The following is a 19,548-nucleotide window of genomic DNA, read 5'->3' as shown; positions in this document are numbered from 1 at the left end:
GGCGGTCCTACGGGCCGCCCCTTCGTCGTCCGGCGGGCGGGCCGACGGGCGTGCCTAGGATGGCGGACATGGGACCTGACCGGCCGGGGGCTGCGGCATGAAGCTCAAGCTGGACCTGCACGACATCTTCAACAAGGGCCAGGACATCGACCGCGCGCTGCGCGGGATCATGGACGAGGCGGTGGCGAAGAAGGCCACCCTCGTGGAGATCATCCCGGGCAAGGGGTCGGGGCAGCTCAAGAAGCGGGTGCTGCGGTTCCTCGACCAGAAGGACGTCAAACAGCTCTACCACCGGGTGGAGAAGGACTCGAAGAACTTCGGCCGCCTCTTCGTCCACTTCCGCTGGAAGTAGAGACGGCATGCCCTCTGACCTGCATCTCAGGGCTCTGCCGAGGTCGGTGAACCATGATCATGCCGTGTCCAGGCCGTCACGGGCTTGCGGAGCGTCTGCGCCGGGCTGGTCTCCACGGAGTGCCTTATCGATGGCCCGGCGGGTGCGATCCTCGCTGGCCGGCAGTAGGTGGGTGTAGGTCCGGAGGGTGAAGCCCGGGTCGTCGTGGCCCAGGTAGGCCGACAGAGCCTTGATGCTTTCTCCGGCGTCCAGGAGGACTGAGGCGTAGGTGTGGCGCAGGACGTGCATCCCGTTGTGGCGGTCATCGGGAATGCCGGTCGCCCGGATCGCGGGCTTCCAGACACCGGAGTTGAACATCGAGCGGGACAGCGCCAGGCCGGCGGGCGTCGTCAGGTACAGCTCGACGGTTCGCGGCTCGCCGGTCAGCGTCTCCCACGGCAGGGTCACGGGAGCCGGCGGGCAGTTCCGCGCGTGTTGCTTGAGCCTGCCGGCCACCGAGTCGGGCAACGGAACCTCACGGGACTTGCCGCCCTTTGGCGGAGCGAAGATCAGTGAGCCACGAACCAACTTGATCTGCCGAGTGATGTGCAGGACCGGGCGGTTCGGGTCGAAATCCTCGGGGCTGACCGCGAATATCTCTCCTTGCCGTAGGCCGCATCCCGCCCCCAGGTCCACCGTGATCCGGTATCGGGGCCGCACGTTCTCCCTGAATGCTGTCAACCGGGTGACCGGCCACGGCACCACCTTGGTTGGAGCGGGCTTCGGCCGGCGGATGCTCTTGACCGCGAACGCTGATGTGCGACGCAGCTCCGCCAGGTGATACGCGACAGATCCAGCAAGCTAGGGGCGAGAGGATGGCCGCCACGCAAGCTCCTGTCATGCCGAGGAGCGGATGCTGTCCCGGTCAGGTGCTCGAAGTAGTGCCTAGCCCGTTGGGGGCGTCGATCCGTTGAACGTCAGCGAGCAGCAGGCGGGCACCTTGGCGGACGACGTTCCAGTCGGTCTTCGGGGAGCGGTTGAGGTTCCTGGCAAGCCAATGCCGTCGGTCTTCGTGTTCCCGCCGCAGCTGGACGAGGTCAAGATTCACGCCAGGTAGCCCACCGAGGCGTTCCAGCTCTTCGACCCGTTGCCCCATGTTGTACATCAGCTCGCGGTTGAGGGTGTGCACGGCCTCAAGGTATGCGCTGGTCGGGACGCTGAGCCGGACTGTGGGGTCGGCGGTGAAACCGATCTCGCCGTCGTCCTCGTGCCGCCAATCCATGGTGATCTCGTCCCGATCGCCGCGGGCGGTGCGCCAGACCCGGAGCTTGGGAGGATTGCGCAGGTAACCGAAGTCCAGGTAGTGGTCGCCGTGCCAGATCGCGGCCGTGACGACTGGATGGTCGGGCACGTCCGCGTTCCCGTCGTCGGTCCGTTCCTCATCCGGCTCGGCCACGAACTCGAGCGGGTCACACGTCCACTGCGTGGGGTCGGAGGCGATGAATGGCTGCAGATCGTCGGGGACCGGCTCCAGCACCTCGGGTGTAAGGACAATGGCGTCTTCCCAAAGCCGCGCCAGGTAGTAGTCGATGTAGGGATGCGGGTGAACCTCCCGGGTGCGGCGCAGCAGCTCCTGCCCGCCTGCTTCGAGCCAGTACCAACCCTCAGTGAGGCCGAACCAGTGGAGCCTCGGCTGGTCACTGCCCCACGGCGACACCTTGTCCAGTGGGTACAGCTCGAAGCGGAACCTGATCATTGAGGCAGTATCCCGCAACATTCGGCGGCCGATCGAGAGCCCGGAAGTAGCCGCATCAGCGTGCGGAGGTGTCGCAGATCAGTTGGCGGACGAGTGTTGCGCATCAGTCGACGGAGGACAACCACGGTGATCCCCATGTTGTGAGAACTTTCTGTACGAGATCAAGGCGGCCCGCTTCGCAGGCCGCTCGCGCCGCCGACCAGGGGCCGACCCAACCGGGCCGCCGATCGGGGACCCCGCGCCCTTAGCGCAAGCGCACGGGCGCACCCCGAACGGTTCCATCCCCGCCGGCGGCGCGACATACGAAGAAGCCCCGGGCCGCCATGATGAGTGGCAGATCCGGGGCTTCGATGTTGGGGGTGACGACCAGGACGTGCCTCCGGCGGGGCGCTCGGGCGCTCTGGGATGGTTGGCGCCATCCCGGCAACCTTCGTCCGGGCCAAGCCGAGCAGGCCACACCTGCTCCAACGGTGTGCGGACGAAGGCCGACGGGATGGTGCGGGCAGGAGTGATTCCCCACGGTGCGGTGTACTGAAGCTTGAGTAGGCGTCGCGGCGTCAAATTGAGTGCCCGGCCGCTGCTCAGTATCGGATATCCAGGGCGGGCCGAAAGGCCGGATGGACCGTGAACGCCGAGACTCTGCGCAAATTACTGACGTGGTCAGCAAAACTGGGCTGATCGTTATTGTAAATCGCAGGCTCGTCCACCTGTCGACGTTCAGAACCTATTGCCTCATCCACAGTGGTAATGCACCCGATGAATCCGATGTTGTGAAGAAGTCGGATTAGCGGCTGGTGGACTTCAGCAGTGTCATCCGAGCTGGACGCCGACCAAAGCGGCTCTGCGATGGGAGTTAACCAAGTTCGTCCGGGGAAATCGGGCTCCGCAATCAGGACGGCACACTCGGCCAGTCGTCTCCCCATTTCATCCCAATCGAGCGTGTTGGGGGAGCGAGTGAACGCAGCAAGTAGTTCTTCGATGCCGGGATAGGTTGGCTTCCATTCATCCCGTAACGCAAGTAGGCGGTTCTTAGAGTATGCGGACTCGGCCGACTGGATTGCTGTCCACGTTAGCTTCTCTTTTCCGTTCGAGAGCGTAAAGCATTCGTTCAGGAACGCGATAGCGTCACGTGGCCGAAGCAGTGTTCGGTTGAGGATGTAGTCGAGTGGGTTTCCTCTAGTGGGGTTGGTGCGGGGAAGAAGCTCATCCATCGACTTGACGTCCGTCAGGCCGTGGCGTTGGGCGGCCGCACTAACACGATTATCCAGAAGGTCGCGCAACTCGTTCTTCGACCATCTAAGCGTGTGGCTGAGGCCACGGAACTTCTCTTCCTGCCCGCCGGTCCTGCCAAAATCGAGAGCTTCGAAGATGTTGTTCGAAGTGCGACCAAGATTTTCAGATTTTCAACCCGCTTGAGATCCATTACCGCACGGAAAAGGCACCGAATGATATCATTGGTGATCTGCTCGTCCGCCCAATCGCGGTCAAGGTCATCAATGACGATATAAGTGTAATGCTGGGCGGAGTCGAGGATGTCCTCGTTTAAGACGCGCTCCATTTTGTTTAGGCGAGGTAGCTGTGTTTCATTCACCAGGCGCTGGAATCGATTGACTAGCTCCCTTCGTTTTTCCCCCGACTCCATCACCGTGTCACCAACGTTTCCGCTGAAACTCGCTAGTCCGGCTCCGATCTTCGCGCCGGCTTCGGCCTTTACTTGCGTTTCGAATTTCTCAATGATCTCCTTGACGCGCTCGTCTGTTTCCTGCCAAAATTTTCCGTCGAAGTCCTCTAGGTACTTGAGAGCCTCCTGTTTGCTCTTGTCTCGCTTGATTTTATCCATCAGTCCGTTCAGGAAGCGCTGCTTCGCTTCGGGAGAGTCTACCTGATAGCGATGTTTGACGATTTCAATTATTAGGACGTGCTTCCAGAGTGCAATGAATAGTGGATCCAGGTGAACGTCCAGCGATTTCAGGAAACGCACCACTTGCAGCTCTGCGATGTAAGTCAATGATAGATCTTCTGGGCTTAGCCGAATTAGGTGATCGCTATGTTCAAACTCCATCTGGCGAAACAATGCAGACTTGCCGCTTCCGGTGCGTCCAATCAGGAAGCACCGCTGATCATCCCGGGACACGATTGCCCGGTATAGCCACGTCTCGTAGAACGCCTCGCGAAGCAGGCCGTCGTACTCGGCGGCCCCCTCACCTAACGTGAACTCGTTTCGGATCCGCCTCTTGGGCTGCCGCACCGCCACTGAGTACCTCCGGAGTCCCCACGTTGAAAGTAGAGGGGAACGCTATCGAAGATCGCGAGCGCTCAGGAACCCCTCATGCGGTCATACCTGGGTCTACTTCCGACCCCTTGGAGGCGCTGACGAGGGTTATGCAGGGTTGGCCGAAGGTGGCCCCCTAAAAGATGATCTCCTAAAGTCGCAGGTGTATGGGGTTCAGATCCCCGACAGAATTTCTGCCCTGGATCGTCATCCGCACCGCCGCTAGCGTTGGCTCCGTGATGCGTGAGATTGAGCCGGAGGTGCAGCGGCTGCGGGACCAGGCGCTGACGAGCGTTGGTCGGTCCTCTGGTCGTACGCCGATCCGGTCCGCGCTCTACCACCTGACGCGAGGTCGGGTGGACCGGCGCCCGCGCTATACCCTCGGCCAACTTCCCACACTGGGAACACCTTGGCAGGACACCGTCTCTGGTCGGTACTTTGGATGGCGCTGTAGGGAGGCGAACTTGAACGGCCAGTTCGCCTTCGCGGTCGAGTACATCGTGTGCCAGTACTGCCGAGCAGCATGGGTGGACAAGCCGTATACCGCTGAGGAGTACCAGCGGCAGGGACTTGCCTCAACCGCCCTGAGGGCGCTTCGCGAAGAGAACCCGGGGATGAGCTGGTTCACGGGTAGCGGACACATGAGAGACGCGAGCGCCTTTTGGATCGCTGTCGGCGCGGGTGTTCCTGGCGGATACAGGCAACGCGAGTTGTGCGAGCACATCGACAGGGACGGGGGATTGAAGCCACGCTGGCTGCTCCGACGGCAGCGGCGACAGCGCGCGTGATCGCCGGTTCCGTGGCTGATCAGCCGAGCCTCTGGGTGGTCGGGCTGTAGGGATTGCGGCACCAAGATCATGCCGTTGCTAGGCCGTCGAAGGTGAACCGGCAGCGACAGAGGTTGACCAACGTTGACTGTCTGCTCCCAGCTCGGGAGGCGTGAAGCCCCGCTTTGGTCGTCCCTGCCGGCCGCCGAGATCAATACCGCTGGAAGTAGCTCGAGCCGCTGGAGGCAGCCACGGTCACGACCTGCTGGGCTGAGCCTGCTTCAGCGGGCCGCGCAGCCAGCGATCGGCGGCGGCGTGACTGCGGAGGCGCACCACGGGAAGGTCCGGACGCCGGGCCGCCAGGGCCTCGATGCGCACGGCCGTGTGTGAATGCGTGTTCCACGCCCAGCGGACGATGTGCTCGGGGTCGGTGAACAGGGTCCAGAGCGGCGGTTCGACGTTGCCGTTCCAGAGCCGCCGGCGTCGAAGACGACGGACGGCGGTCCGCCGGACGACCTGGCGCATAACGGTGACCTTCGGCAGATCCAGCCACACCAGCAGGTCCGCGAGGTCGGCGAGGTGGGCGCGAACCGCCTCGTACTGCCACTCGGTCACCCAGGAGGGGCCGGCGCTGAAGCGCCGTACGTCTTCTTCGAAGGAGGGACGTCTGGTCCACGAGGGCCCGTGGAAGAGGCCGTCGATCTCCACGTGCGGCGCCTGCAACGAGATGGCGATGCGGGAGGCGAGGGTCGTCTTTCCGGCGCCCGAGGTCCCGGCGACCAGGACGCGGCGGGGGCGGTGCGGCAGGGGATCAGTGGCGTCCAGGTGCGGCATGACGGTGAGGGTAGTTCGACCGGATCGGCGACCCGTATCGCTGGACGCCTTGGTGTTCCTCAAGGGCGGTCTTAACAAGAGTGCTCCGTCAACGTCATCGGCGGGTGTGGCTACCGAATCGCGTTCAGCGCGTCTCGGAAGTCGGCAGTGGCTTGCTCGTGGGGGTAGCGACGCTGAAGTTCGACGTCAACTTCGCCGGCGACGAGCAGCAGCGAGGGCAGGGACCGCCGAGTAGCGGCGAACGCCGCCACCCCCTCCTCGACGGCCCGATCCAGCTCGCCAGCGCGCAGGGCTGTGGCGGCGAGAGTGAGTCTGGCTTCGGCCATCCGCATAGGTGACCGCTCGATGCCGTCCGATCCGGTGCCGAGACGCAGAACCTCGTTGGCGTAGTGCTCGGCGAGAGCGTCGTGTTCGGCGAGGCGGTAGGCGTCCATCGCGTAGAACAGCCATTTGCCAGGATCGACCTCGAAGTGGTTGTCGGGCCGGTCTGGCGCACCGAGGTCGTCGAGGAGCCGCCGACCTCGATCGAGCGCCGCCCGCGCGCCCTGAAGGTCGCCGAGTCGTGCCAGCGCTTTGGCTTCCTGTGCGATCAGTTGCACCCCCACCCGCTGCCGGCCGGCGGCTTCCTGCCCAGCTCGGGCGGCAGTCAACACTGCCTCGTGCCGCGACTGGGTGAGTGCGAACCACGCCGTCATCTCCCACGCCCAGCCGGTGATGCCGGCGTGGCCGGCTTCCTCGCCGAGCTGACGGGCGGCAGTACGGGTGGCCTCGGCGCTGGCGCGTTTGCCGAGGTCGTATTCGACACAGCCGATCAGCAGGGCCAGCCAGCCTGCGCACACCAGCAGTTCGCGGTGCTGCCGTAGCCCGGTGGGGCGCTGCAGCAGTCGGGCGACCTCGCGCAGCCAACCCTGACCTTCGGCGCGGAGTTCCCCGGCGTCGCGCCACCCGTACTGGCAGCACAGCTCGGTCACGGTCGCCTGCAACGTCTCGATGGTGGCGGGGGCGGTGTCGCTGGCGTGCATTCGATGTAGCAGCTCGACGGTCTCCGACGGCCGGGTGTCGGAGGCGGCGGCGATATCCAGGGCGGCGCAGGCGATCAGCTCCCCACGAGCGGCCAGGACGTCGTCGATCCGGCGGGCCAGATCTTCACCCGGTCGGCGACGGCCGTTCTCGAGGCGGGAAAGGTGCCCCTTGTCGGCGGGCAGCAGCTCCGAGAGAGCGGCCAGGCTGAGGCCGCGAGCTTCCCGCGCTGTCCGCATTCGGGCGCCGAATGTTGGCATGTCTCGCGCCTCCCGCCGGAGTTGCCGGGTTGCCGATGCGGGTTGGCAACGCGCAACCCGTCGACCGATGTGAGCGTACCGCCGCAGGGTGTATCGGACGAGCACGCGCAGTGACCAGCGGGAGGCGTGGTGGCGGTTCGGGAGCGGTTCAAACGCTGGTGGAGCAGACGGAATCAGGTCCAGTTGGACAAGACCGGCGCAGCAACCTGCTATCCACAGCGGTCCGGCGCGTATGGAATCACGGCGCGCGACGGCAACCGCGACGGTAGGCGGGCGGCTCTGTGATGGCTCGAGAGTGGGAGACGGCACGGGCCAATCGGGCTGAACGGTCGGTGTCAGCGCTCGATCGCCGGATGGACGGGGAGCACCTGCCGCGCCGGCCGCAGTGGCACTGTCAGACGTGTGCGGCAGACACACCCTGGCCGTGCCATCCGGCGCGGGTACGCCTGGCCGAGGCGTACGGGTGTGACCGCATCGGCCTTTCCATCTACGTCAGTGGGCTGCTCTTCGTCGTCGTCGTGGAGCTGCCCGAGGTGGCGCCGGCCGAGTTGTACGAGCGGTTCGTGGCCTGGACGCGCTGATGGGCGGCGTCCACCCAGGCGACGGGTCATGTCCTACTCCGACTGGGCGCACTGTCACAGGCTGGCGGTGAGGAGGCCGCACGCGGCCAGCGGTAGCACCGCGCTGAGGGTGCCCACCAGGGCCGACGAGCGATTCCGCGTACGGGGGACCAGCACTGCTAGCGTCACCAGGCTGACCAGCAGCGCGAGGAACATCGCCGGCAGGGCGACGTAAAGCCCGAACAGCAGCATCCGGGACCGTTCCGAGTCGCACACCTCCCCGCAGGCCGGCGGAACCGAGCCGGAGAGCGTGCCGAGGAACAGGCCGAACGCCACGACGATGGCCAGATACCAGCCGATCATCACCAGGAACGCGGCCCTGCTGCTGACGTCGGGGCGCGGCGGCGACAGGGCCATCAGCCGCCGGGCCGACCGGACGGCGGCGTTGGTGCCACGGTGACGAGCCGGGCCGTCGGCTTCAGGTTGGCGCAGAGTTCCCGGGGGAAGGTGATCGCTGCCTTGCGGACCGCGTCGCACCCACCCGACGTGGTCCGGGCGATGATCGACCATCCGGCCGGCTCGTTCCGCAGGAAGTAGCGCCGCACGGCGGTGTTCACCTCGCACCCCGGGCGTGGCTCGACGCCGCACGATGCCGGGTCGTCCGGCACCGTCATGACCAGCCACTTCCCGTCGCAGGCTTCGACGTGACCCTGCGAGTGGCGGGACACGTCCATCCCCCGTACGGCCGCACGCGTCCAGGTCGGGTCGCAGCGGTCCTTGGGTGGGTTGCAGCCCAGGTTTTCATCGCAGCGGCTGTAGGCGCCGTTCTTCAGCGCCCATGTCTTCTGGTTGAGCGACAGCGCGCGGTCGCCGATCGGCTCCGTCGACGTGAGGGTCACTTCGGCGGGCTCGAAGGTCGGACAGGCGCCAACGATGGCGGACCCGGCCGAATCCTGCACGATGTCGGCGAAGATGACGCCGTTCTCCTCGGTCTGGTTGTCGACCCGCACGTTGCGGGAGCAACCATCGCCACCAGCGAGCGCCTCGACCTGCACGGTCACCGCCCGGGCACCCGGACCGGGCGTCACGCCGCTCACCTCGGCCTGGTAGGTGCTCCACGCGGCGGACGCGCTGGGTGCGGCGGCTCCGGGCCGTGTCTGCGGCGTCGCGCAGGCAGCCACTCCCGGCAGCACGGCAGTCAGCAGGCAGAGAACGGTGGTGAGCCGGCGCATGGGTGGCATTCTGCCCGGCCGTGCCACGTCCCGCGGCCCCGGTTGAGCGATCGACTCCAGGTCGGCGAGCTGGCGCCGATCACCTCGTGACGAGGAGGGCGCACGCGGCCAGCGGCGCCACCGCGGACAGCGTGCCCACGACGAGGGACGAACGGATCCGTGCTGGCATCGCCGGCTCGACCGGACCACGTCCGCGCGGAGTGGGTGGCTACTAGGTTTCGAAACATGTCATCTGGACCTTCGCGCCACCGCCCCGGAGTTGGTTGGCTGGTCCGCCGGTTGCCGACCCGGGCGGTCGAGGCGGCGTCCCACCTCCAGGCCTTCGTGCTCTCCGGTGTGGTCACCGTGCTGGCCCTGCGGGCGTACCTGGAGGCCACCGACTATCCGCAGCTCGGCGGCGGCGGGCTGCACATCGCGCACGTGCTCTGGGGCGGCCTGCTGCTCGCGGTCGGCCTGGGGATCCCGCTGATCTTCCTGGGCGAGGGGGCGCGCACCGCAGGGGCCATCGTCGGCGGCGTCGGGTTCGGCCTGTTCATCGACGAGGTGGGCAAGTTCGTCACCACCGGCACCGACTACTTCTACGCCCCGGCTGCCGCCATCATCTACGTCGCGTTCGCCCTGCTCGTCCTGCTCACCCAGGCGGTACGTGGGCGTACCGGTCGATCGGAGTTGACCCCGGCGGAGCGTACGGCCAACGCGCTTGACGTGGTGCTCAGCGGTCAGCCCGCCGGGTTGACCGACAGGCGTCGGGCGGAGGTACGGCGTCTCCTGCGGGGCGCGGGGCCGGCCGTCGAGGCGGCCGTGGAGCAGTTGCTGGACGCGATGCCGCGGCGTGAGCCGCCGCCGGCCCGGTTCTGGCAGCGGGCGGCGGACCTGGCCCGGCGTCTCGGTGCCTGGGCGACCCGGCAGCGCTGGCTGGTCTGGCTGGGTGTGGTCTACCTGGTGGTGGAGCCGTTGGTTGTCGTGGTGGCGGTGCTGCTGGACGGCGTGACCGGGGAGCTGGACCAGGAGCGCGAGTGGGGCGCGGTGCTCGGCGTCACCGCCACCGCGCTGGTCACGGCGGTGCTCAGTCTGCGGGCGGCGTGGCTGCTGCGCTCGAACCGGATCGAGGCGTTCCGGTTCTTCAAGCTCGCGCTACTGGTCAACCTGCTGTTCGGGCAGGTCTTCAACTTCACGGTCAACCAGTTCAACGCGGTAGCCGTGGTCGCGATCGACCTGGCCCTGCTGGGGGTGGTGACCGCCGAGCACCGCCGGTTGCGGCGCGCAGCCGACAGGGGTGACCCCGTTGACGCTCCATAGGATGGCTCACCGACCACGGTCCCAGTGAGAGGGCGTTTCCGATGGTGAACAGAAGCGACGTCGAGGCCGCTGCCGCGCTGGTTGCCGGGCGGGTCCGCGAAACTCCGGTCATCGCTGTCGATGGTGCTGACCTGGGCGTGCCCGGCCAGCTCAGCCTCAAGTTGGAGCTGCACCAGCACACCGGCTCGTTCAAGCCGCGTGGCGCGTTCAACCGGATGCTCCAGGGGCCGCTGCCGTCGGCCGGGGTGATCGCCGCCTCCGGTGGCAACCACGGGCTCGCGGTGGCGTACGCGGCCCGGTCGCTGGGCGTGACGGCGGAGGTTTTCGTGCCGGTGACCTCGTCGCCGGTGAAGGTGCAGCGGCTGGCCGGGCTGGGCGCGCAGGTGCGGCAGGTGGGCCAGCACTACGCCGAGGCCCTGGCGGCGAGCACCGAGCGGGCGCGGGAGACCGGCGCGCTGGTCGTGCACGCGTACGACCAACCGGAGGTGGTGGCCGGTCAGGGCACCGTCGGGCGGGAGTTGGAGGCGCAGCTCGACGGGGTCGACACGGTGCTGGTGGCGGTCGGCGGTGGTGGACTGGTGTCCGGCATCGCGAGCTGGTTCGACGGGTCGGTGCGGGTCGTCGCCGTCGAACCCGAGCAGATCCCCACCCTGCACTCCGCGCTCAAGGCGGGCCGGCCGGTGGACATCGAGGTCGGCGGCGTCGCCACGGACTCGCTGGGCGCCCGCCGGATCGGCGACATCGCGTTCGACACCGCCCGCCGGACCGGTGTGGTCTCCGTGCTGGTCAGCGACGAGGACCTGGTGCGGGCGCGTCGACTGCTCTGGTCGGAGCTGCGGGTCGCCGCCGAGTTCGGTGGTGCCGCGGCGCTGGCCGCGCTGGTCGGTGGCGCGTACGTGCCGCAGGCGGGGGAGCGGGTGGCGGTGATCGTCTGCGGCGGCAACACCGACCCCAGTGACCTGGGTCCGGCCGCGCCGCACTGACCGGGCACCGTAGGTGGGTGGTGCGTCCGCGGGTGCAGAGCAAGGGCCGCGGGTCCGGCGGGGAGCACCCCCGCCGGACCATGACCCGTCTCGTCAGAGGGGATACGTGCGGGCGACCGCCAGCATCTCGGAGCTGTGCGATCCGACCACGCCGACGGCCGGCGGCCGGGGCCGGAAGCCGGGCAGCGCGTCCAGCCCGTCACTGGCGTCCATCGCCCGCAGCGCCACCTGCGCGGCGATCGGCCGCAGCGTCAACGTGACCTCGACGCCCTCCGCCGGCGGGGCGTGGAAGACCAGTCCGAAGCCCCACCTGCCCGCGCGGGGCTCCACCGGCACCTGACGGCCGGCCACCTCGGCGCGCAACACGGTGGCGGTCGCCGTGTCGACGTGCAGGGTGGCGAGCCGGACCGCCCGCTGCGGGGTGAGCCGCAGCCGCAGCGTGCGCTCACCGCCGGCGCTGGTGTCGGCGAGCACATCGAGCTTCGGCGCCGGCAGGTTCGCCGCCTGCGCCGGGCCGGCCCGCAGCTCACCGTCGCCCAGGCCGGGGAAGTCGTCCGCAACGCTGGCCACCCCGTCCACGTAGCCGTCCGTCCACGGCTGCGGGTCGCTCTCGCGGCTCAGCCAGCGGGCCTGCCCGGTTCCCGCGTCCAGGGCGTACATCAGGTGGGTGGGCGCGGGGTGGGCGGCGTCGAAGCGGTCCACGGCCAGCCCGACCCCGGCGAGCACCACCGCCGCCAGGGCGGCGGCCCCGGCCGGCAGCACCGCGAGTCGTCGGGCCCGCAGTGCCACCAGGCCGCGCTGCCCGCCGGCCTGCGGGTGCAGCAGGTCGACCACCGGCAGCGCGGCCAGGCCGAGCAGCACCGCGACCAGCGCGGCTACCCCACCCATCGCCATGCCCAACGCGGGGAAGAGCAACACCACCGTCGGCAGCAGGATCACCACGCCGACCGCGGCGGCGGCCGTCACCGCCACCACCGGCCACGGCCCGGTCTGCCGGGTCCGCAGCGCGACCAGCCCGCCGAGGGCGCCGGCCAGGGCCGGCAGAGTGGTGAGGTACGCCCCGCCGGGCACCGCCACGGCGAGCAGCACCCCGAGCAGCGCCAGCCAGGCCAGCCCGCCGACGGCGAGCGCGGCCGGGCCGATCCGGCGGCGGACCAGCGCGTACCAGGTGAACAGGATGGCGGCGGCGAGCGCCAGCACGGCCAACCGGTACCAGATCGGCCGGTACGGGTCGAGCAGTTCCGCGTACCCCGGACGGATCGCGGTGATCGCCAGCCAGAGCAGTTGGGCGGCGACGGGCGCGACCACGATCGGCACGAGAGCGAGGCCGAAGCCGGCGGCCAACCGTCCGGTGCTGGCCCGGCCGCTGCGGCGGGTCAGCCAGCCCAGCGCCGCGACCGCGAGCACCGCGAGCACTGCCAGCGGCAGGACGAGCCAGCCGGGGTAGCGGACCAGCCCGCCCGGAACGGGAAAGTAGGTGGCGTCGTACCCGGAGCGCAGGTCGGTGAGGTCGGTGCGGCCGAACTCCCGGGCCAGGCCCAGCGCGTTGTCCCCGTGTTGCTGAAGGCTGCTCCGGTCCATCGCGGCCGGGGTGTCCAGCGGCGTGTGGTAGATCGCGCCGCCGTCGATGTACGCCGAGTTCAGCCCGACGAACTTCTGGTCCAGAAAGGCGGTGAAGTCGGTGTCGTTGGGCAGCGCCCGGTAGATCTCCACCGCGAACGAGGTGCCGACCGGGTGCGGGGCGGCCCGGCCGAAGACGTCCACCAGCTTCGCGTTGTTCTTCGACGTCTCGAACATGATCACCGGACCGGTGGAGCCACGCGCCTCGAGGTTGAGCACCACGCCGCCGTCGGCGGCGAGCGGGTGGCTCGCGGCGAACGCCGCCGCGCCGCAGAGACACGCCTCCTCGGCGTCGGTCAGCACGAAGACGATGTCGTTGCGGGGTCGGGGGCCGGTGCTCAGCGCGCGGGCCACCTCCAGGATGGCCGAGGTGCCGGCCGCGTCGTCGTTGCCGCCGGGCCCGGTCTGCACCGAGTCGTAGTGGGCGACCAGGAACACCCGTCCCGTCGGGTCGGTGCCGGGCAGTCGGGCCACGACGTTGCGCACCCGGGCCACCGTCGCCCCGCCGGCCGCCCCACTGAGCTGACCGGCCTCCGGCGCGACCGTGTCCTGCACCGCCGTCTCCAGGCCCAGGCCGCGCAACTGCTGCTCGACGTGCGCGCGAACCTGGTCGTTGGCCGGGCTCCCGGCGACGTGCGACCGGGCCGCGATCACCTGGACGTCCTCGTACGCCCGGGTGGCGCTGAACTCGCCGGCCGGCGCGTCCGCCGGCCTCGGCGTCGGGGTGCGCAGGTCGAGCAGACTGCCGGCGCCGACGGCCGCCAGCGCGACAAGCGCCGCCGCGGCGGCCAGCAGCCGCCGGCGCGGTCGGGTCAGCGCACGGCCGGCCGGGGGTACGCCCGGATTCGGCCGGAGCGGTACGCCCGCCGTGACGGGGGTGGGGGGTGCGCCCATCCGAACTCCTCGAAGGTGGTGGGGCCTGGGGTGGCACTATCCTGCCCTCCGGTGGCCGGGGACGGGATGGCCGGGCGTCCACCGATCTCCCGCCCGTCGGCGGGGTCGCTCGGCCACCCGGGCACCGACCGGCTGCCCGGTTTGTCCCACGGCGGGCAGTGATCCGGCCCATCCCCGCCCGTGCCGCGCCCATCGTGTTGTGTGCGACCGTTGTCTAATACAGGATCAGCAGGGCACTCGGAAGGAGCCCGACATCACCAGCGAACTCCCGCGTCTCGCGGCGGTGACCCGGCCGCACCGGGGAGGCGGCCTGGCCGCGTCCCCCGTTGTGCCGTACCCGCACGGTGGCCTGTCGCGGCACGGCAACGTGCCGCCCGGCGAGCGGTTGCGGGTGCTGCTGGTGGAGGACGACGAAGGCGACGCCTTCCTGGTCGGTGAGCTGCTCGCCGAGACGAACTCGATGATCGACCTGGTGGTCGCGACCAGCCTCAGCGAGGCGCGGCAGCGGATCACCGGCGTGGACTGCGTGCTGCTCGACCTGGGTCTGCCCGACGCGCAGGGGCTCGACGGGCTGCGCCAGGTGCTGGAGATGTCCAGTGGGGCCGCCGTCTGCGTGCTGACCGGCCGCTCGGACGAGCACCTGGGCATCGTGGCGGTCGCCGAGGGCGCACAGGACTACCTGGTCAAGGGTCAGGTCGACGGGGTGCTGCTGACGCGGGCCCTGCGTTACGCGGTCGAGCGTAAGCGCGCCGACGTGAACGCCCGCCGGCTCCGTGAGGTCGAGTTGCGCCAGGCCGAGTCGGCACGACTCGAACGCGGCCTGCTGCCCCAACCGCTGATGACGACCGACCAGGTGGCGGTGCACACCTTCTACCGGCCGGGTCGGCACGCCGCGCTGATCGGCGGGGACTTCTTCGACGTGGTGCAGACCCGTCCGGACCGTCTCGACCTGATCGTCGGGGACGTCTGCGGGCACGGGGTGGACGAGGCCGCGCTCGGTGTGGAACTGCGGGTGGCGTGGCGGGCCCTGGTGCTCGCCGGGGTGCCGGACGACGAGGTGCTGCCCGCACTGGAGCAGGTGCTGATGAGTGAGCGCCGACTTCAGGAGATCTTCGCGACGGTGGCCACCACCCGACTCGACCTGGACGCCAATCGGGCCACCGTCCGACTCGCCGGGCATCCGCCGCCGCTGCTGCTCTCCGGTGGCCGGGTCGTCCCGGTGCCCGCGCCCGGCGGCCTGCTGCTGGGCGTACGACCTCGCCGGCCGATCGCTTACGACCTGGAGTTCGACACCGATGACTGGTCCCTGTTGATGTACACCGATGGCCTGATCGAGGGGCGGGTGGGCGCCGGCAACGAACGGCTCGACGTGCCGGGCCTGAGTGGGCTGCTCGACGAGCCGGCCAACCGGGAGGTGTCGCTGCCCGAGCTGCCGGCCTGGCTGGTCGGTCGGGCCGAGCAGATCAACGGCGGCCCGCTCGCCGACGACGTGGCCATGCTGCTGGTCAGCCGGGGTGGTGGCCGGTGAAGCCGGTGAGCGGCGGCTGGAGTCTGCGCCGCCGGGTCATCACGCTGCTCACCATCGTGGGCGTGCTGCTGATCGGCCTGGCCACCGCGGAGGCGGCGATGGCCGCCCGCAACCGCACCCAGATCGACGCCATCCTGAACCAGACCGGCCCGCTGCGGGTGCAGTCGCAGGAACTGCTGAACGCGGTGCTCGACCAGGAGACGGCGGTTCGCGGGTACGCGGTCAGCGGTGACCCGGCCGACCTGGGTCCGTACCAGGCTGGGCTCGACCAGGAGAAGGCCACCATCGCCGCGATGCGAGGGCTGCTCGACGACTACCCGCAGATCGGCCAGGAGCTGCGGGTCGTCGAGGAGACGGCCGAGCAGTGGCGCGAGAGCGTGGCCGAGCCGGTCATCGCCACTACCGAACAGGATGGCACCCGCGCCGGCCAGGCGTTGGTCACCGAGCAGGCACGGCAGCGGTTCGACGAGGTGCGTTCGGCGGTCGGCGACCTCCAGGAGGAGATCCTGGCCGCCCGCGAGAAGTCCGCCGCGAACGTCCGCAACAGCAGCAACCTGCTGGTCCTCCTGCTGATCATCGCGGCCCTGGTGGTGGTCGTGGCCGGCGCGGTGCTGCTGCTCTCGCTGGACCGGATGGTGATCCGGCCGCTGACCGGGCTGGCCACCCAGGTCCGCGAGGTCGCCGAGGGTGACTACCAGCACCGCATCGCCACCGTCGGCCCACCGGAGTTCATCCGGCTCGGCGACGACGTGGACGCGATGCGCCAGAAGATCGCCTCCGACCTGGCCGAGGTGCGCGAGGCCCGCGAGCGTATCGAGTGGGTCAACAGCCAGCTCCAGAAGCAGGCCGAGGAGCTCACCCGGTCCAACCGTGACCTGGAGCAGTTCGCGTACGTGGCCTCGCACGACCTGCAGGAGCCGCTGCGCAAGGTGGCCAGCTTCTGCCAGCTGCTCCAGCGCCGCTACGCCGGGCAGCTCGACGAGCGGGCCGACCAGTACATCGCCTTCGCGGTGGACGGCGCGCAGCGGATGCAGCGCCTGATCAACGACCTGCTCGCGTTCTCCCGGATCGGCCGGCTCACCACAGGTTTCGTCGACGTCGACCTTAACAAGGTGATGGGCGACGTGGCCGGCCAGACCGAGGCGGCCCGGCAGTACGCCGACGCCGAGCTGACCTGGACCGAGCTGCCGGTGATCCGTGGCGAGGAGCCGCTGCTCACCAACCTGCTGGCCAACCTGGTCAGCAATTCGATCAAGTTCCGCCGTCCCGACGCGCCGCCGAAGGTGCACATCTCGGCCCGGCTGGTCGGGGCCGAGTGGGAGATCAGCTGCCAGGACAACGGCATCGGCATCGAGCCGGAGTTCGCCGACAAGATCTTCGTGATCTTCCAGCGGTTGCACTCGAAGGACGCGTACCCGGGCACCGGCATCGGGTTGGCGATCGTCAAGAAGATCGTGGAATATCACGGCGGCCGGGTCTGGGTGGACACCGACGTACCGGAGGGCACTGCCATCCGGTTCACCCTCCCGGCACGCCCCGAGGACGTGGAGGCGGCTGCCGCCGCCGACCCTGCCGAGCAGCCGCAATCGGCCACGGCGGGGGACACGACGCCCGCGGACGAGGCGTCGTCCGCGCTGCCGGAGCATTCCGCCGGGGCGGACCAGCCGGACCGGGCCGACGGGCCGCCGGAAAGCGGTAGAACGGGTGACATGAGGGAGACGGTGGGATGACCGCGCCGGCGGATGGCAAGAGCCCGATCGAGGTCCTGCTCGTGGAGGACGATCCGGGCGACGTGTTGATGACCCAGGAGGCGTTCGAGGAGCACAAGCTGCGCAACCGGCTGACCGTCGTCTCCGACGGCGCCGAGGCGCTCGCCTACCTGCGCCGGGAGGGGCAGTACGCCGACGCGGTGGCGCCCGACCTGATCCTGCTCGACCTCAACCTGCCCCGCCGCGACGGCCGGGAGGTGCTTGAGGAGATCAAGAAGGACGACGAGCTGCGCCGGATCCCGGTGGTCGTGCTCACCACCTCCCAGGCCGACGAGGACATCCTGCGCAGTTACCAGCTGCACGCCAACGCCTACGTGACCAAGCCGGTGGACTTCGAGCGCTTCATCTCCGTGGTCCGGCAGATCGACGAGTTCTTCGTCAGCGTGGTCAAGCTGCCGCCTCGTGGCTGACACTCTGCTCGACGACGTCGGTGACCTGCTCGTGGAGGCCGCCGACCAGGTCGTGCTGCCGCTGTTCCGCAAGCTCGACGACGCCGACGTGTCGGAGAAGGCGCCCGGCGAGGTGGTCACCGTCGCCGACCGTCGCGCCGAAGAGTTGATCTCCGCTGGGCTGCGCAGGCTGCGGCCGGGCTCGACTGTCGTGGGTGAGGAGGGCGTCGCCGACGATCCGGGGCTGCTGCGGCACCTGCGCGACAGCGGGGACGTGTGGCTGGTCGACCCGGTCGACGGCACCGCCAACTTCGCCGCCGGCCGCAGGCCGTTCGCCCTGATGGTGGCCCTGCTGACCGACGGCCGCCCGACCGCCGGGTGGATTCTCGACCCGCTGGCCGGGACGCTGGCCGCCGGTCGGGTCGACGAGGGCACCCTGCTCAACGGCCAGCCGGTCGACGCCGCCGACGCGGTGCCGCCACTGGGCGAGCTGCGCGGCGCGGCGATGACGCGGTTCCTGCCGGCGGAGGCGCGCGACCGGGTCCGCGCCGGCGGTCGGCGGCTCGGCGAGCTGCTGCCCGGCCAGCACTGTGCCGGCCGGGAATACCTGGACATCCTTACCGGCGAGCAGCAGTTCACCCTCTTCTGGCGCACCCTGCCGTGGGACCACGCGCCGGGCGTCCTGCTGGTCCGCGCCGCGGGTGGTGTGGCCCGCCGGTTCGACGGCGTCGACTACCACCCGGCCGACGAGGGCCGAGGGCTGCTCGTCGCTGCCAACGAACAGGTCTGGACCGAGGTGCACGACGCCCTGCTCGGCTCCTGATCCGCCCTGCGCTACGAGGGCAGCACGCTGCGTCGACACTGTGGCCGGCGGGCGGTCACGGGGCTGGTCACCGGCGCGCGTTCCGGTATCGTGACCGGCGGTCTCCGCCAGCAGGCCGCCGACCGGCGCCGGCGGGGACGCCGCCGCGCAGAGTTCACCGGGGGCCGGCGGTCGACGGAAGGACGCTGTCGTGCCCAGGACCAGGCTCAGTCAGCGGCGCGTTCGCCGCGTACTGCTCCCTCTGCTCGCCGCCGTGGCGCTGGTGCTCGCGGGCGGGTTGCCCGCGTACGCGGAGCCCGGTGAGGGCGGCACCAAGAAGTTGCAGGACGCGCTGGAGTTGACCGCCAAGGGTCACATCGAGGCCAAGGCCAAGCTGGACAACTCCAAGCGCCGCCAGACGGCGTTGACCGGCGAGTTGAAGGCCGTCGAGGTTCGGCTGGTCGGGCTCACCGCCCAGGTCGGCGAGGTGGCCGCGCAGTCGTACCGGGCGGGTCGGCTCACCCCGACGGCGATGCTGCTCAACACCGCCACGCCGCAGGCGTTCCTGCAACGCGCCGCCGACCTCGACCTGATGGCCCAGCGGGACAGCAAGCGGCTGCGTGATCTCACCGAGGCGAAGCAGCAGGCCCAGCAGGCCAAGATCGCCATCGACACCGAGGTCCGCGAGCAGCAGAAGCAGCTCGCCGTGATGGCGAAGAAGAAGAAGGAGGCCGAGGCGGCTCTCGCCGAGGTCAGCTCGGGCAGCAGCAACGGTTTCAGCGGCGGCAGCTCCACGTCCGCGAAGCCCGCGCCGCGCAACTCCGACGGGTCCTGGCCGTCGGAGTCCTGCTCGGTGAAGGACCCGACGACCTCGGGTTGCATCACCCCGCGCACCCTCAACGCCCTGAAGCAGACCCAGGCCGCCGGCTACAAGCGGTACGTCTCCTGCAAGCGTGAGGGCGGCGGCGGCGAACACCCGAAGGGGCGGGCCTGCGACTTCTCGGCCGCCGCGGGCGGCTTCGAGGACAAGAACGCGACAGGCGGCGACAAGGCGTACGGGGACAGCCTGGCCGCCTGGCACGTGCGCAACGCCGACCGACTGGGTGTGCTCTACGTGATCTGGTACCGGCAGATCTGGCATCCGGGCACCGGGTGGCGGTCGTACAGCGGTAGCGGCAGCCCGGCCGCCAGCCACACGAACCATGTTCATCTCTCGATGTACTGACCCGGGA

At 69.4% G+C, this 19,548-nt stretch carries 18 protein-coding genes; 9 read left to right on the top strand and 9 right to left on the bottom strand.

Going from position 1 to position 19,548, the window contains the following annotated elements:
- The first annotated feature begins 97 nt into the window (after positions 1-97).
- On the top strand, positions 98-352 hold the full coding sequence (locus tag AB0B97_RS17660) for a Smr/MutS family protein (protein ID WP_088987488.1): 255 nt from the start codon (positions 98-100) through the stop codon (positions 350-352).
- Between the two features lie 57 nt (positions 353-409).
- Here the strand turns inward: AB0B97_RS17660 and AB0B97_RS17655 are convergent, their stop codons facing one another.
- The 6 genes from AB0B97_RS17655 to AB0B97_RS17630 all read right to left on the bottom strand — a co-directional run bounded on the left by AB0B97_RS17655 (position 410) and on the right by AB0B97_RS17630 (position 7,345).
- Positions 410-1,051, bottom strand: coding sequence for a site-specific integrase (locus tag AB0B97_RS17655; protein ID WP_357494964.1), 642 nt, complete (start codon positions 1,049-1,051; stop codon positions 410-412).
- A 205-nt stretch (positions 1,052-1,256) separates the two neighbouring features.
- Complete coding sequence (locus tag AB0B97_RS17650) at positions 1,257-2,087, bottom strand: DUF5984 family protein (RefSeq protein WP_357494627.1); 831 nt, start codon at positions 2,085-2,087, stop codon at positions 1,257-1,259.
- Positions 2,088-2,668: 581 nt separating this feature from the next.
- Complete coding sequence (locus AB0B97_RS17645) at positions 2,669-3,298, bottom strand: hypothetical protein (protein WP_357494625.1); 630 nt, start codon at positions 3,296-3,298, stop codon at positions 2,669-2,671.
- Between the two features lie 14 nt (positions 3,299-3,312).
- Positions 3,313-4,341 (bottom strand): hypothetical protein, encoded by a 1,029-nt coding sequence (locus tag AB0B97_RS17640; RefSeq protein ID WP_357494623.1) that lies wholly within the window; start codon positions 4,339-4,341, stop codon positions 3,313-3,315.
- A 1,040-nt stretch (positions 4,342-5,381) separates the two neighbouring features.
- The gene (locus AB0B97_RS17635; protein ID WP_357494621.1) at positions 5,382-5,960 is read right to left on the bottom strand and encodes an AAA family ATPase; all 579 of its coding nucleotides are present in this window, start codon (positions 5,958-5,960) and stop codon (positions 5,382-5,384) included.
- Positions 5,961-6,070: 110 nt separating this feature from the next.
- Entirely contained in the window at positions 6,071-7,345 is a 1,275-nt protein-coding gene (locus AB0B97_RS17630; protein ID WP_357494619.1) for a helix-turn-helix domain-containing protein, read from the bottom strand.
- 227 nt (positions 7,346-7,572) lie between these two features.
- On the opposite strand from AB0B97_RS17630, the gene AB0B97_RS17625 reads away from it, so the two are divergent.
- Entirely contained in the window at positions 7,573-7,821 is a 249-nt protein-coding gene (locus AB0B97_RS17625; protein ID WP_357494617.1) for a hypothetical protein, read from the top strand.
- 54 nt (positions 7,822-7,875) lie between these two features.
- On the opposite strand, the gene AB0B97_RS17620 is transcribed toward AB0B97_RS17625, so the two are convergent.
- Both AB0B97_RS17620 and AB0B97_RS17615 read right to left on the bottom strand, forming a co-directional pair.
- The gene (locus AB0B97_RS17620) at positions 7,876-8,217 is read right to left on the bottom strand and encodes a hypothetical protein (RefSeq protein ID WP_357494615.1); all 342 of its coding nucleotides are present in this window, start codon (positions 8,215-8,217) and stop codon (positions 7,876-7,878) included.
- Positions 8,217-9,032 carry a hypothetical protein gene (locus AB0B97_RS17615; RefSeq protein WP_357494613.1) on the bottom strand — a complete coding sequence of 272 codons (816 nt, stop codon included), beginning with the start codon at positions 9,030-9,032 and terminating at the stop codon, positions 8,217-8,219. Before AB0B97_RS17615 ends, AB0B97_RS17620 begins: the two co-directional genes overlap by 1 nt.
- A 279-nt stretch (positions 9,033-9,311) precedes the next feature.
- On the opposite strand from AB0B97_RS17615, the gene AB0B97_RS17610 reads away from it, so the two are divergent.
- A complete protein-coding gene (locus AB0B97_RS17610; protein WP_357494962.1) occupies positions 9,312-10,331 on the top strand; it encodes a hypothetical protein in 1,020 nt (339 codons plus the stop codon).
- A 41-nt stretch (positions 10,332-10,372) separates the two neighbouring features.
- Positions 10,373-11,314: a threonine/serine dehydratase gene (locus AB0B97_RS17605; RefSeq protein ID WP_234582412.1), complete on the top strand. Its 942-nt coding sequence runs from the start codon at positions 10,373-10,375 to the stop codon at positions 11,312-11,314.
- A gap of 93 nt (positions 11,315-11,407) precedes the next feature.
- On the opposite strand, the gene AB0B97_RS17600 is transcribed toward AB0B97_RS17605, so the two are convergent.
- Complete coding sequence (locus AB0B97_RS17600; RefSeq protein WP_357494611.1) at positions 11,408-13,828, bottom strand: M28 family peptidase; 2,421 nt, start codon at positions 13,826-13,828, stop codon at positions 11,408-11,410.
- 328 nt (positions 13,829-14,156) lie between these two features.
- On the opposite strand from AB0B97_RS17600, the gene AB0B97_RS17595 reads away from it, so the two are divergent.
- The 5 genes from AB0B97_RS17595 to AB0B97_RS17575 all read left to right on the top strand — a co-directional run bounded on the left by AB0B97_RS17595 (position 14,157) and on the right by AB0B97_RS17575 (position 19,541).
- Entirely contained in the window at positions 14,157-15,356 is a 1,200-nt protein-coding gene (locus AB0B97_RS17595; RefSeq protein ID WP_357494609.1) for a fused response regulator/phosphatase, read from the top strand.
- Complete coding sequence (locus AB0B97_RS17590) at positions 15,353-17,086, top strand: ATP-binding protein (RefSeq protein ID WP_357494607.1); 1,734 nt, start codon at positions 15,353-15,355, stop codon at positions 17,084-17,086. The genes AB0B97_RS17595 and AB0B97_RS17590 overlap by 4 nt, the downstream gene beginning before the upstream one ends.
- Positions 17,083-17,535, top strand: coding sequence for a response regulator (locus AB0B97_RS17585; RefSeq protein ID WP_234582416.1), 453 nt, complete (start codon positions 17,083-17,085; stop codon positions 17,533-17,535). Before AB0B97_RS17590 ends, AB0B97_RS17585 begins: the two co-directional genes overlap by 4 nt.
- Entirely contained in the window at positions 17,528-18,337 is an 810-nt protein-coding gene (locus AB0B97_RS17580) for an inositol monophosphatase (RefSeq protein ID WP_234582417.1), read from the top strand. The genes AB0B97_RS17585 and AB0B97_RS17580 overlap by 8 nt, the downstream gene beginning before the upstream one ends.
- Positions 18,338-18,527: 190 nt before the next feature.
- The gene (locus tag AB0B97_RS17575; RefSeq protein ID WP_234582418.1) at positions 18,528-19,541 is read left to right on the top strand and encodes a hypothetical protein; all 1,014 of its coding nucleotides are present in this window, start codon (positions 18,528-18,530) and stop codon (positions 19,539-19,541) included.
- Positions 19,542-19,548 lie beyond the last annotated feature (7 nt).

This window comes from Micromonospora sp. NPDC049004, assembly GCF_040649315.1.
Lineage (GTDB): Bacteria > Actinomycetota > Actinomycetes > Mycobacteriales > Micromonosporaceae > Micromonospora.
Note: the sequence above shows the minus strand (reverse complement) of the source record. Positions and strands in the feature narration are given on the sequence as shown.